The sequence below is a fragment of the Nonomuraea sp. SYSU D8015 genome (assembly GCF_008065375.1).
Taxonomy (GTDB): Bacteria; Actinomycetota; Actinomycetes; order Streptosporangiales; family Streptosporangiaceae; genus Nonomuraea.
In genome coordinates, this window is the sequence record NZ_VJYI01000002.1 from 326803 (window position 1) to 340457 (window position 13655).

General features: G+C 69.2%; 10 protein-coding genes. 1 reads left to right on the forward strand and 9 read right to left on the reverse strand.

Annotated elements, in window-relative coordinates; all coding sequences use genetic code 11:
- Nucleotides 1-56: 56 nt before the first annotated feature.
- The 9 genes from ID574_RS10735 to ID574_RS10770 all read right to left on the reverse strand — a co-directional run bounded on the left by ID574_RS10735 (nt 57) and on the right by ID574_RS10770 (nt 11151).
- Nucleotides 57-2309 carry a hypothetical protein gene (locus ID574_RS10735; protein WP_188188668.1) on the reverse strand — a complete coding sequence of 751 codons (2253 nt, stop codon included), beginning with the start codon at nt 2307-2309 and terminating at the stop codon, nt 57-59.
- Between the two features lie 658 nt (nt 2310-2967).
- Entirely contained in the window at nt 2968-3339 is a 372-nt protein-coding gene (locus tag ID574_RS10740; protein WP_223166706.1) for an Rv3654c family TadE-like protein, read from the reverse strand.
- A 230-nt stretch (nt 3340-3569) separates the two neighbouring features.
- Complete coding sequence (locus ID574_RS62250; protein WP_270094298.1) at nt 3570-3950, reverse strand: TadE family type IV pilus minor pilin; 381 nt, start codon at nt 3948-3950, stop codon at nt 3570-3572.
- Nucleotides 3947-4477, reverse strand: coding sequence for a DUF4244 domain-containing protein (locus ID574_RS61520; RefSeq protein WP_336245504.1), 531 nt, complete (start codon nt 4475-4477; stop codon nt 3947-3949). Before ID574_RS61520 ends, ID574_RS62250 begins: the two co-directional genes overlap by 4 nt.
- A 337-nt stretch (nt 4478-4814) precedes the next feature.
- Nucleotides 4815-5522, reverse strand: a complete 708-nt coding sequence (locus ID574_RS10750) for a type II secretion system F family protein (protein WP_223166567.1) — start codon at nt 5520-5522, stop codon at nt 4815-4817.
- A gap of 414 nt (nt 5523-5936) precedes the next feature.
- Nucleotides 5937-6671, reverse strand: a complete 735-nt coding sequence (locus tag ID574_RS10755; RefSeq protein WP_336245505.1) for a type II secretion system F family protein — start codon at nt 6669-6671, stop codon at nt 5937-5939.
- Nucleotides 6672-6757: 86 nt separating this feature from the next.
- Nucleotides 6758-7972, reverse strand: coding sequence for a TadA family conjugal transfer-associated ATPase (locus ID574_RS10760; RefSeq protein WP_223166568.1), 1215 nt, complete (start codon nt 7970-7972; stop codon nt 6758-6760).
- 174 nt (nt 7973-8146) lie between these two features.
- Complete coding sequence (gene ssd / locus ID574_RS10765) at nt 8147-9190, reverse strand: septum site-determining protein Ssd (RefSeq protein WP_188188672.1); 1044 nt, start codon at nt 9188-9190, stop codon at nt 8147-8149.
- 1181 nt (nt 9191-10371) lie between these two features.
- Entirely contained in the window at nt 10372-11151 is a 780-nt protein-coding gene (locus tag ID574_RS10770; protein ID WP_188188673.1) for a Fic family protein, read from the reverse strand.
- A gap of 380 nt (nt 11152-11531) precedes the next feature.
- Between ID574_RS10770 and acs the strand changes: the two genes are divergently transcribed.
- A complete protein-coding gene (gene acs, locus ID574_RS10775) occupies nt 11532-13505 on the forward strand; it encodes an acetate--CoA ligase (protein WP_188188674.1) in 1974 nt (657 codons plus the stop codon).
- The last annotated feature ends 150 nt before the right edge of the window (nt 13506-13655 follow it).

Here is a 13655-nt window from a genome sequence, read left to right on the forward strand (position 1 = left end):
GGCATATTTGCTGACAGAGTCAACAAACCCTGACATATTCAGCCCCGACACTTTTACTAACTATGCGTGCCTTTATTCCGACGAACTGCGTAGGCCCGCTTATCCTCATCGTCTCCGCGACCATCCGCGTCATCGTCATCCGCGGCCCAGAAATCGGCGGCTCCCGGCTGCGGCCGTTCCCAGAATCCACTGTCCTCCATGGACCTGGGCGACGGCGGTAAGTAGTCGTCCCAGCGATCCTCGATCCGTATGACGGCCCTGGGAACCAAGGTGGACGGCTCCGCCACATCCGTCACCGCGGAACTGGGCAGAGCAATCCGAACCGGCTCGTGACGAACCACATGCCCTTCCTTGACACTTCCCGCCTCCCCCGCCTCCCCGGCGGCGGCGCGCGCCTCGCCGCCGCCCAAGGGCAGCACGGGTCCAGGCAGGTCCTTGCGCGCGTGGTCGACCAGGACCGTCCGCGGAAGCCCCTGGACGCGCGAACCATCCGCAGGGGACGTCCCCTGTGCCCGCCCGCTGTCGGCGCCGATCGGCTCCTGAACGCCCGGCCGGCCGCCGGAGGATGCCCCGTGAACTCTCAGCCGGTCCCCGGAGGAGGCCCCGTAAGCTCCCGGCCGGTCACCGGAGGATGCCTTGTGAACTCCCGGCCGGTCGCCGGAGGATGCTGTGTGAACGCCCGAAGCGCCGACCGTGGGGGACTCCTGAGCGCCCACGCGGCCTGCCGAAGGCACCCCCCGGACTACCGGATCATCCGCCCGAGCCGCCACGCGCTGGACAACCGGATCGTCCGTCCGCCCCCGCTCCTGACTCTCCGCACCGTCGACCGAGGACAACCCTCGATTGCCCGGGTGCTCCGCCACAACCGATTCCTCACCGCCCCCTGAACGGTCGGGCGAGGGCCGCTCCCGACCTTCGCCTGACCAGTGGTCGCGCGAGGATCGCTCTTGACCACCACTCCGGCCGCCGGCTGAGGACATCGCATGATCAGCCGAACGATCGACCGAGGACGACTCCGCAACGCGAGACTGATCCGGAATGCGGGTCTTGGCCACGGCGAGGATCACAGCGGGCCTGCGCCGAGGTGGTGTGGCAGGGGGCAGGACACCGTCGTCGTCCCCTCGCGCCGCACCGGCCACCGGCACGGCCCCTTCCGGCCCTCCAGCCGCGAGAGGGACGGCAGCCACGGCCGCACCCGTGCCGGCAGGGGCTTGGGGATGCCTTCCTCCCTCGGTGGCGAGCGCCCTCCGGCGAGCCCAGGCACCGGCGTGAGCGCCTAGCAGCAGCAGGAGCAGACCGCCTGCGATGTAGAGGCCGTACTGCCCGATGTTCGCGATCGGCGACTCGTCCGACTGGGCCTTCACGCCGCCGGCCTGGACGGGCGTGGTATCTGCACCGTTCTTGGCGCCTTCCGGGGTGAGGCCGTCCGTCTCGCCGCGATCGTCCGCGGTGGGGATCGGAAGATTGCCGTCGGAGTCGGTATCGGGGATGGCGGGCAGTTTGGAGACCCCCGGCCTGCGTGTGGTCGGCTTGCTTGTGGGCTGGGTCTGCTTCTTGGCAGGCAGAGTGGGCAGCGGATCGACCCTCTTGCTTTCCTTCGGCGTCCCCCGCGTCTTGGGCGCTTCCTTCTTCGGCTGGGCAGTGGGAGGAGTGGGGACCGCGACATAGGCGGCGCCCGACTCGCCCGATCCGATCGACCCGCCGTCGCCGTCACCCCGGAACGCCTTGACCGTGAACCCCACCTTCTGCCCCGCCGCCTTGGGCGGCACGGTGAGCGTCGCCTTGCACGAAGAGGCGTCACATGCGCTGTCCACGGGCAACCGCCCGACGATGCCGGACTGAGTGTTGGACACCTCGTACGACTGCAGGTCGGGCTCGGCCCCCTTGCTCCAGGTCATGAGGACTTTGGTGGCGCCCTGGAGGCTCGCGTTCACGTTGCCCGGCGTTTCAGCGGGCCGCCGCAGCTTGAACGTGGTGCTCGCGTACCTGGTCCCGGTGATCTCGCCCTTGAGGGTCACGGTGAAGGTGCCATTGGGGGCGTTTCCGGCGTCGAACGTGCCGGAGATCGTCTGATTCGCTCCACCTTCGGCCACCTTTTGCATGGGCGTCGACGGCCCTTCGACGTACAGGCCCATGCGCAACTGCATCAGCCCCGTACGCGCGGAGACCGTTACGGACGGACTCGAGACGACCTGGCCGTCGGCGGGCGCGGTGATCTGTCCGGAGGAGTCGACCTGCGCCACAGCGGCCGCCGGGGCGGAGCCGCCGAGCACGATGGATCCCACCGCGACAATCCCCGCGGTCACCACTCTGCCAACTACCGTCACGACGCTTCCCTCCATCGAGAGCCTCGCGCCGCCCGGCCGCCCAGATGGGGGCGTCCCGAGCGACGACCGGAAGTGCAGTCCGCCCGGCGATACGGTCACCGACCGCCCCCGGACCAGCACCCTAGCGACTTTGTTCCGGCTCTCCCAGACTCCGTGTCACAGACGGCATGGACCGAGGGTAAGCGGAACGTTACGTGAGATATCCAACTCTTGGACACCATGTCCAAGAAGTCGTGACTCGATTGCGACCTGGCCTCAGAAGCCCCACGCGCTACACCACCCCACTCCACGGTCCTGACACCTCCATGGCGCACAGGGCAGCGTTTTAGTCATCTCCGTCCCAACGGATGCAGGGCCGTCATAAGCGTTGTCCCGCAAAGGAGAGGAGGCGACCAGTCGAGTCACGCCTACCTCACAACGTCCGTCGCGTCAGGCGAGCCCCAGGCCATCGGTCGGGTCAGGCCGACCCCGCGCCACCGGTCGGGCACGGCCAGCCCCGTGCGCCGGTCGTGTGAGGCCCATCCTGCGTCATCGGTCGCACGCCGTCGGTCGGGCCGTTGATCGACCTGTCATTCCCGGTGCTCGCCCCTCCGCCGCGTCAGGAGACCGTGTCAGGGAGAGCTCCTCCAAGGAGAGATGGCTAGGAATCCAGCTCCACGGGGGGCGCCTCTGCAGGGCCGGCTCGTGATCTGCCCATCACGGTTCGCGTGCCGACCACAGGCAGCGAAATCGGTAACGCCGTCCAGACGTCCGCCACGTCGTCGTTGATCTCGCATCGGGTCAGTCGGACGCCGTTCTGCGTGGCCAGTGCCGCGGCTCTGGCGCAGGCGCCCTCCGGGTCGAAGAGGGCCATCCTGGCGGCCGCCAAGGCGCTCAGGTCCGCGGCGGTGTTGACGCGATGGCGGGCCACGCGTGCAGCGCCCACCGTGGCGAAGGCCGTGGCGATGGCCATGAGCAGCCCCATGAGGGCGACGCCCCACAGCGTGGCAGAACCTCGTTCACGGGGGTTGATTGCTACCTCCCAGGGGGTTGATTGCTACCTCTCATTGGCTGGTGGCGTGGTGCTGGGCATGGATGCCTTGCTGAAGGTCGTTGGGAGCCATGGAGCCGATCGATGCGGCTGGGCCAAGGCTTAAAACAGGCAGCGCGGCGTCATTGGCTTGCTCTTCTGTGGTGACGCGGGCTGGGTGTCAGGGCTCCAGGGCATTGAAGGCTCCATGGCCTCCTAGGTCGTGGAGGTCGTCATGGTTCGGTATCGGCGATGGCTTCGGCAGAAACGCGAACCGCCGGTAGTGACGATCCCCATGCCGGGCGTACTTGCACTGTGATCTGCACTCTTGTCGTCTCTACGTCGCGGGTCACGTCTACTTGAGCGTCTGCGCGTGTGGCCGAGCGGGCGACGTGGCGAACTTGATCAATTGGCTCGCCCCTGGCGGCGGCCCGGGCTGCTGCGCGAGCCGCGTCCACGCACTCCAATTGGACGCCTACGGCCTCAATCGCCCATAGTGCGGCGGCCAGGACCACCATGAGCGCGGGCAGCATCGCGGCGGTCTCAGCTGTCACCGAACCCCGCGATGCCGACCGCTTGCCGTCCGTGGAGGTCCGCGCCCGGAGGCGGGTCATCCGCTGTTCGTGTTGAGGGCTCGGTCGATCAGAGATGTGAGCATTTCCTGAACCTCTGGGCTGCTGACCACTTTGAAGAGAAGCGCGGCGAACGCACAGGCTGCGATGGTTCCTACGGCGTACTCGGCTGTGGACATGCCTCGCTCCCGGTTGGCGGCTGCGTAGTGGAGCCACCTGTTGGACCGTCTCCGCGGGCTTCGCGATGTGGCTCGGTCGTGAAGAGCGGTCGTCGGTGTCTCGTTCGAGAGATTGTCGGTGTGGATGGCTGGTGCTGGGTGCTTGGACGCTGCGTCAACGTCCCTTGTGGGCTCATGTGCAGCGTTAGCGGCTTCAGTGGCGCTGTGCGTTGTGGGTTCACCCGAGGCGACGTCGATCGGGTTGTGAGCGCTGATGCGAGCTACGGCGCTGGATGAGGTGTGATGCGGGTTGCTGGGATTCACCTTGCGAGCTGTGCTGTCCGGCGTCATGGCGGTGATCGCTTCTGGAATGGCGTTGATGGTGTCTGGCGTGGTGATGGGGCCATGCATCGTGCCTCCAGGTGTCGGCGGAGCCGGGATCTCGTCCGGCGGGGCTCTTAGGTTCGCTCAGATCGACCGGGACTCGACGTGCCGAGCGGCGTTCTGTGGATGAAGACGCCGTGGTGCACAGCCTGTGGACAACGACGCCGCAGATGAGCGTGCTCGGCGTTGGCAGGCGGGTGGTCAGCGCTCGGTGTTCGATGCTCGGTGCGGCAGCGAAGGCCATGGCGACGACGAAGCCGGAGCCCTGGTGCGCAAGGCAATTACCGAACTCGTGGTGGGACGGAAACGGTTGTACGGGGCACGGCTTTGCGGAGGAGGGGGTGGGGGTGAGGAGCTAGAGAAGCTATGGGAGGACGATTGTGGAAGCGAGGCCGGCTATAACCGGGACGATGCCGAGCAGGACGAACGCCGGTAGGAAGCACAGGCCCAAGGGGGCCACTGCTTTCACGCCGACGCGCCTGGCCGAGGCGACGGTGGCGGCTCTGGAGGCCTCCCGGGCGTCGTCGGCCAGGCGGGTCAGGACGTCTGCTACGGGTGCGCCGCTCTGGGCTGCTCGGGTCATGGCTCGGGAGAGTTGGCCGAGGGCGGGGTCCTTGGCCAGGAGACCCCAAGTCGGCTCGGGGTCGGCGCCCAGGCGTAGTTGGGTGCTGACCCAGGCCAGCCGCTGGCCGAGTGGGCCGCCGATCGCGTTTGCGGCGATCTCGGTGGCGGCGCTTACCGGACGTCCGGCGAGGAGGCACGCGGTCATCAGGTCGGCGGCGAATGGGAGGTCCTTGGCGATTTGTTCGCGCTCGTGCTGGGTCTGCGTGGGCTCCTTTCTGTGGAGGTAGACGCCGGTGGCGGGGGCGATCAAGAGGCCGGCCAGGATTCCGACGATGCCGCCGATCAGCGCTGCGGTCGCCAGTCCTGCGCAAATGGAGGTGATGATCGCCTTGCGGGCGATCGGGCGTGCCTCCTCGCCGCTGGGAGATAGCCAGGTGGGCTGGAGCTGATCGACATCCGAGCCTGATGAGGATGCATTTCGGCGGTCGTGGAGGTTCTGGAAGGGCAACGGGGCTGGTGGAGGAGGATGAGGCCGGCTGCCGGGATCCTTGTGTGGAGGACGGAGCCGGGCCAGGCGTTCCTGCGGCGTCCTGGGTGAGAGCCACAGCCACGCCGCCATGCCAGCGCAAATGGCTGATACCAGTAGGAGCATTTTGAGTGATCCGATCGGGTCGGTGGGTCGGGTGGCGAGTGACTCCGTCTGGCGTGCGCTCGGATCCCACGGACGGCGCGAGGCTCGGTGCGCTGCACAGCGCGAGGCTCGATGCGCGGCCGCGCTGAGACTCAGGGCACGCGGCCGGGCTGAGACTCGGGGCACGTGGAGGCTCGGGGCACGTGGCGGCGTGGAGGCTCGGGGCAGTGAGCGGTGGCCTTGAGTTGCGTGGCCGGATGCCTTGGTAAGGAGCCTGGGCCAGAGTGAGGATCAGCTCTGGGCTTGGGTGGCCATTCTGTGGGTCCACCACAGGCCGCAGGCGTCGAGGGTTACCCCCGTGACCAGGCATGCGAGGCCCGGGACACTGCCGAACAGGAAACCCAGCGGGTGCATGTTCAGGGCTGCGGCCATCAGGAGGCCGAGGGCAGGGAGGACGGCGAGCATTCTGGCCGTGGTCCGTGGGCCTGCGAGCTGCGCTGCTACGTCCTGGCGGTGCGCCTGGGACGTGCGTAATGTGCTTCCCACGCGTTCGACGAGGGCTGCCAGGCCGGCGCCCACGGTGACGCTCACGTTCCAGCATGCCGCAAGGTGGCGTAGGCCTTCGCCTCCCTGGGGCGGGGCCGAGGCGGCAAGGGCGGCGGAGACGTCGCCGCCGTCCCTCGCCGCTGCCAGGACCGGACGCAGGGTCTCGGGCTCGGGGAAGTCCACTGCGGCTATGGCCCTGGACAGGGCCTCTCCTGGGGTGCGGCCTGCGGACAGCTCTGCCGACAGAGCCTGACAGAGCTCGATCGACGCCAGTCGCCAGGCTTCGGCCCGGCGGGCAGGAGATGGGCGGATAAGGAGCTTACGCAGGGAGCGCCATTGGGGCCTCTGATGGCTTGAGGTCAGTTTCGACAGGCGGGATGTGGCGGTGGTGGGACCTGTCCACAGCCATACGGCGCAGGCTGTGGACAGCGCGGCCGCCCAGGCGGCGATCATTGTCGAACGTGCCTCCAGTGTCGCCATTGCGGTCGTTGTCGTCGTGTCGGTGACTGGGAGAGTAGGGAATCGGCTTGAGGGGGGTTGCTGATCATTCGTCCCCCTTGTGGAGTTCAGTGGGTGCGGGTGTTCTGCTGTACGGCGTGGACGAAGGTGGCGTAGCCCGGACCGGATTGCGGGTTGCCCCTTGGGTCGAAGGTCAGCGCGGGGATCGATTCGACGAAACCCGTGGAGCTCATGGTCAGTAGGCAGATTTCGGCTATGCGTCTTCGGCCGTTCGGGCGGTCACGGGTCAGGTGGATGACGGCGTCCAAGGCCGCGGACAACTGGCTGTGCACGGCCTCTCTGCTGAGTCCGGCCGCGCACCCCAGAGCCTCCAGGCGGGGCGGAACATCGGCCGCGGTGTTCGCGTGTAGCGTGCCGCAGCCGCCCTCATGGCCGGTGTTGAGTGCGGCCAGCAGATCCACGACTTCGGCGCCGCGCACCTCTCCGACCACCAGGCGGTCCGGGCGCATGCGCAGTGCCTGGCGCACCAGGTCGCGCAGGCCCACGCCGCCCGCGCCCTCGAGGTTCGCCGGGCGCGTCTCCAGGCGTACGACGTGCGGGTGCAGCGGGCGGAGCTCGGCAGAGTCCTCAACCAGGAGGAGGCGTTCGCCTGGATCGGCCAGCGAGAGCAGGGCGGACAGGAGCGTGGTCTTGCCGGTGCCGGTGCCGCCGGTCACCAGGAAGGCCAGTCTCGCGGCGACCATGGCGGTCAGCAGCGGGACTGCGGACGGCGTGATCGTGCCTGCCGACACGAGATCGTCGAGTGTGAACGTGCGGCGCGGCGGCAGGCGCAGCGACACGCAGGTGCCACCGGGAGCGACGGGTGGGAGCACCGCGTGCAGGCGTACGCCCCCCGCGAGCCTGGCGTCCACATAGGGCGAGGCGTCGTCCAGACGCCGGCCCGCCGCGGCCGCCAGGCGCTGGGCCAGCCTGCGGACGGCCGCGTCGTCGGCGAAGGTCACCGACGTGCGGCGCAAGCCGCTGCCGTCGTCTATCCACACCTCGCGTGGGCCGTTGACCAGGACGTCCGTCACGTCGGGCCGGGCCAGGAGCGGCTCAAGCGGGCCGGCGCCTATCAGGTCGGCGCACAGGGCACGGGCGACGGCGAGGATCTCCGCGTCGCCGTACACGGCCTTCTCGGCTCTGAGGGCGACGGCGACCTGAGCGGCACTGGGCTCGGCGCCCGTGCGAGCGAGGCGCACGCGGACGGCCTCCACCAGCTCTGGGGACACGGTGGCCGCCGACTCCGCGGAAGAGGAAGAAGAGGCCAGAGGGTCGTCCATGGAAAGCGTAGGGGGCTTCGGGGAAGGGGTCGAAGGCTCCAGGCGACGCGACAAAGAGGTACTTGTCGGCTTCACGGTGGTTGCTCCTGCGTTCGGGTCATCTGCTGTGCGCGGCGGCAATCGGCACGCCCGCATTCGGGTGGGGTAGCAGGCGCGCGGGCATGGCGGGGCCCGTCATGCGGCTAGGACGTCTCGTAGGAGGGAGGCGCACAGGCCGCCGAGCACGGTGCGCGGGCCAAGCTTGGGGAGCTCGCCGCGGTTGAGAGTGGCGGTGAGTCTTGGCTGGTCAGGGAGGGTGCCGACGCAGGGTATGCCGAGCGCGGCGGCCGCCATGTCGTCGTCCACGACGCCTGGGCGGAGGATCGTGCGCAGGTCTGAGGTGTGTTTGCGGGCCTCCCCCACGACCTGGACCGTGGACAGGATTCCGCGTACGTCGGCCGCCGCGACCACCAGGGTGGCCTTCGCCCTCGTGAGGGCCTCGACGGCGGCCGGGTCGAGGTGGCGCGGGAGGTCCACGACCACCAGGTCGAAGCCCCGCTGAGCGGCTTCGAGGACCGATCGCATGGCCTGGGCGGGGATCGCCGCCACCTCGCCCCGGTGGAAGGACAGGACCGCCAGGTCGCCGAACGACGGCAACGCCGCCTGCAGGGCGCTGCAGCCGATCCGGCCCTCCCTCGCCACCAGGTCTCCCCAGCGGGCGCCCGGCGCCTCCTCGTGGCCCAGCAGCGCGTCGATGCCGCCGCCCAGCGGATCGGCGTCTACGAGCAGGGTGCGGAGGTGGCCGCTGCCGGAGGCGTGCAGGGCCAGGCAGGCCGACAGCACGCTCGCGCCTACCCCGCCGCAGCCGCCGATCACGCAGATGACCGCCCCCGAGCGGGGCTCCGGCTCCATGGCGTCCGCGAACCGCTCCACGAGGTGGCGTTCGTCGCCGGGGAGGCTCACGACGGACTGGGCGCCGACCGCCACGCATTTTCGCCAGGTGTCCGGGTCGTCCGGCTCTCTGGTGACGAGGAGCACCTGGTCTCGGGCGGGGGGTGAGGTCGCGGCCACGGCCTCCGCCTGGTCGGCGCCGACTGCTATGAGCGGGGCGAGGTTCCAGTAGGGGCGGGCGTGGGCGGGAACATGGGCCACGTCCAGTTGTGCGCCGGCTGCGGCGGCTATGCGGACCAGGTCGTCGAGCAGGGCGTGGTCCTCGGTGATGACCAGGGGACGGTGCATCTCGGCCTCCCGTTTCGGTGGGAGGTCCAGGGTGCTGTGGATCGCCGGTGCCGCGAGGGGGCGAACGGGGTTCTGGGGATAGGCGGTGTCGAAGGTGGCGGTGCCTGTGGACAGCGGCCGGCCCAGCCGCCGCGGGCAGTAGGCCCGGTAGCGGAGGCAGCAGTCAGTGCTACGAGGCCACAGGTGCGGGGACTACACGAAGGCGGCTCACAGAGCGCGGGCGACGAGGGCATGCGGAGGCACGGGAGCGCGGACCAACGGAGCGCTGGCAGCCCTGGAGAGCGCAGGCCGCAAGGCATGAGGCGCGGGGGCCGGGGCGCGGGGGGCGCTGGCGGGCGAAAAGGCGAGCGAGCCCAGGAGTGCGCGCCGAGGAGCGCGCAGGTGCAGGGGTCGCGCAGACGCAGGGGTGCGTGCCCAGCAGCGCGCAGCGCGCGGGGCGGCGCGGAGTCGCGGGAGCGTGAGGGCGGGGACGGTGCCGCAGCGCGCTCGGGCGTGAGGCCTCAGGAGCGCGGACCAAGGGAGCCGGGGGTGGGTGAGGCTGAAGGCACCGGGGTGTGGGTGGGAAAAGGGGCGACCCCCGCCGGGGGGGAGAGCGGGGGTCGCCTGATCGGTCCGGCTCCGGGGGGGTAGAGCCGGTCCCGTTTCAGAAGAAAGCTTTCATCACTTCACCTGAGCCTGGCAAGGGACTTGCAAACCTATCCTGCACAAGGCCCCTCCAGTTTCCGGCGATACCACCGTATGCTGCCCGATCGGATCGAGTTTCGTCGAGCAGCAATCTCGCATTTTCGCCAAGTTTTTTCGCCGACTGATAACGATCACATAAAGATGATCACAGAGAGTGATCGTCACGGCCGGGTAACGCCGATCGGCGCCCGCTACACCCCCTATGCCCCGATGATCGCGCCCATCCGCAAGTAAAGGTCTTGGCCCAAGGGGTTCCCATCAGGGCGGATCCGTCGTAGAAAGGTGTCACGGACCACTTGTCCGGGTGCATCAGCCGGGCACCCACGCGCGACCAGCCGCGGGAGGCGCGTCGTGACGGGCTTGACCCGCTCCGACGGATAGAGGTGCACGCTTGGTAACCCGGCGTGATGCGCCGGCAGACGGCGTCTCGTTCTGAGGCGCCGTCAGCTATGTCAGCCGCCCCGCCGCGCCGGTCGTCCGCGGCGGCAGCGCTTCGCTCAGCCCCTTTGCATGGCCTCGCAGATCGCGGTCGTCTCCCGCACGCCGAGGGTTACCGCGGAGGCACACTGTTGTACCCACTGCGCGACGCCCTCGGGCGTCCCGTTCAGGTACGCCCGCAGCCCCTCCCCGTACGGCAGCTCCAGATGCCCCACCTCGACGGCCACCAGCGACTTCGGGTCCAGCCCGTACTCGACCAGGGTCAGCCGCTCGGCCGAGCGCGCCACCACCCCGTCGGCCGTCCCGAACGGCCGCAGCACGGCCAGCTCCGCGTGCACCACGGCGGCGAGCACGATCGCGGGGGCCTTCGTCGGACGTTCGAGCAGGTCCATCAGGCCGTCCACACGGACGGCGGTCTCCTTGGCGTCCGGCGCGGGCCCCAGGCCGAGCGGGTCCGGGGCCTCGTCCTCGGTACGGGGGCGGCCCAGCGCGGGCTGGGGCGCGAGACCGGCAGCCGCGACCGTGTGCAGGCGGGCCAGCACCTGCCTCGGCGCCCGGCGCCAGGTGGCGCCCAGCCGGCCCATCTCCGCCGACGCGCGCAGCGCTCCCTGGACGAGCGGGTCATGGACCTCGTCCCGACGCAGGGCGTCCAGTGGCACGTCGACGCCCTCGACGGCAGCCGACGCGCGGGCGCCGCGCAGGGACGACTCCGTGGACACCGCGGGGCTGGCCCGGCGCAGCACGCGGTGGCGGTAGAGCCGGTCGACGGCCTGGCGGGCCTCCTCCACCGCGTCCGGCACACCGGGGAACCGCGCGATGACGGCCAATGGGTCACTCACGGACCCGACCTTACCCGCGAGTACGACCCGCTCCTTCAAACAGCCCCCAACGCCCGAACAAGCCCCCCGAACAAGCCCTTCCGCCAAACAGACGCCGCCATTGAAGAGATCCCGGCACCTCACTGCCTGTGAATGTCGGCCATCCGGACCACCGTCAAAGAGGCCGCGCCCGGGGGACCCATAATCCCGTTCCGACGCAGCCGCATATTTTCCCGATTTCAAGATGACAACATTTCAGCCGCATTTGTAATGCAGTCTGATAAGAGCTCCCCCATCTCCGCCCACACGGTACAGACCTGTCTAGACCTCTTGTGTGTAGTGGCCGTGAGCTGGTGAAGTGGGACACGACCTATCCAACCTGGCCATAGAAGGAGCACGAGGTGGCCCCGGAGACCCCTGGCACCGAACCCCAGGCGCTGTCCAACCTGCTGCAGGAGAACCGCCGGTTCGCACCTCCGGCTGACCTGGCGGCGGCCGCGAACGTGACCGCAGCCGCATATGACGAGGCCGCCGCAGACCGTCTCGCCTTCTGGGAACGCGCGGCCGAGCGGCTGACCTGGGCCAAACGGTGGGACAAGACCCTCGAATGGAACGCCCCCTTCGCCAAGTGGTTCATCGGCGGCGAGCTCAACGTCGCCTACAACTGCGTCGACCGCCACGTCGAGGAGGGCCGCGGCGACAAGGTCGCCTACTACTGGGAGGGTGAGCCGGACGGCGACACCCGGACCCTCACCTACAACGACCTGAAGACCGAGGTCAGCAAGGCCGCCAACGCCCTTCAGGAGCTGGGCGTCGGCAAGGGCGACCGCGTCGCCATCTACATGCCCATGATCCCCGAGCTGCCGATCGCGATGCTGGCCTGCGCCCGCATCGGCGCGATCCACTCGGTGGTGTTCGGCGGGTTCTCGGCGAGCGCGCTGAAGAGCCGCATCGACGACGCCGACGCCAAGTTGGTGATCACGGCTGACGGCGGCTACCGCAGGGGCAAGCCGAGCGCGCTCAAGCCGACCGTGGACGAGGCCGTCGCCGAGTGCCCGCAGGTGGAGCACGTCCTCGTCGTACGGCGTACCGGCCAGGACGTCCCCACGAACGGCAAGGACGTGTGGTGGCACGACCTGGTCGACCGCCAGAGCGACCAGCACACCGCCGAGCCCCACGACGCAGAGGATCCGCTGTACATCCTCTACACCAGCGGCACCACCGGTAAGCCCAAGGGCATCCTGCACACGACCGGCGGCTACCTCACCCAGACGGCCTGGACGCACCACGCGGTCTTCGACCTCAAGCCGGAGACCGACATCTACTGGTGCACGGCCGACATCGGCTGGGTGACCGGCCACTCCTACATCGTGTACGGCCCCCTCGCCAACGGCGCCACCAGCGTCATCTACGAGGGCACCCCGGACACCCCGCACCGCGGCCGGTTCTGGGAGATCGTGCAGAAGTACAAGATCACGATCCTCTACACCGCCCCAACGGCGATCCGGACGTTCATGAAGTGGGGCGACGACATCCCCGCCAAGCATGACATGTCCAGCCTGCGCATCCTGGGCTCCGTCGGCGAGCCGATCAACCCCGAGGCGTACGTCTGGTACCGCGAGCACATCGGCGGCAACCGCTGCCCGGTCGTCGACACCTGGTGGCAGACGGAGACCGGCGCCATCATGATCAGCCCGCTTCCCGGCGTGACCGCGGGCAAGCCCGGCGCCGCGATGCGCCCGCTCCCCGGCATCACCGCGGACGTCGTCGACGACCAGGGCAACAGCGTCCCCGACGGGGGCGGCGGGTTCCTCGTGGTCAAGGAGCCGTGGCCGTCGATGCTCCGCACGATCTGGGGCGACGACCAGCGCTACATCGACACGTACTGGAGCCGCTTCGAGGAAATGTACTTCCCCGGCGACGGCGCCAAGAAGGACGATGACGGCGACCTGTGGCTGCTCGGCCGCGTGGACGACGTCATGCTGGTCTCCGGCCACAACATCTCCACCACCGAGGTGGAGAGCGCGCTGGTCAGCCACCCGAAGGTGGCCGAGGCGGCCGTGGTGGGCGCGACCGACCCGGTGACCGGGCAGGCCATCGTGTCGTTCGTGATCCTGCGCGGCAGCGCCGAGGAGAGCGACGACATCGCCACCGACCTGCGCAACCACGTGGCCAAGACGCTCGGCCCGATCGCCAAGCCGCGGCAGATCCTGGTCGTGCCCGAGCTGCCCAAGACCCGCTCGGGCAAGATCATGCGTCGTCTGCTGCGTGACGTGGCCGAGAACCGCAGCATCGGCGACGTCACCACCCTGGCCGACAGCACGGTGATGAACCTGATCTCCGAGAAGCTCCCCTCGGCCAAGTCCGAGGACTGACACCACCCGATAACGGCGCATGTCCCGATAAGTCGGGGCATGCGCCTTCCCATTGGGCGCGACCTTCGCCGGGCCAGTTCCCGACGTGGCCGCGCCGAAGCCCCGGGGAGACAGGGGGCGGGGCGTCGATCGCGTTCCGGCAGGGGGCGC

Coding starts and splice junctions, on each gene's coding strand:
- ssd (WP_188188672.1), bottom strand. CDS start 9,190: ATGCACCGTCCCCTGGTCATCACCGAGGACCACGCCCTGCTCGACGAC.
- ID574_RS10755 (WP_336245505.1), bottom strand. CDS start 6,671: ATGGCGACACTGGAGGCACGTTCGACAATGATCGCCGCCTGGGCGGCC.
- ID574_RS62250 (WP_270094298.1), bottom strand. CDS start 3,950: ATGACCCGCCTCCGGGCGCGGACCTCCACGGACGGCAAGCGGTCGGCA.
- ID574_RS10760 (WP_223166568.1), bottom strand. CDS start 7,972: ATGGACGACCCTCTGGCCTCTTCTTCCTCTTCCGCGGAGTCGGCGGCC.
- ID574_RS61520 (WP_336245504.1), bottom strand. CDS start 4,477: ATGCATGGCCCCATCACCACGCCAGACACCATCAACGCCATTCCAGAA.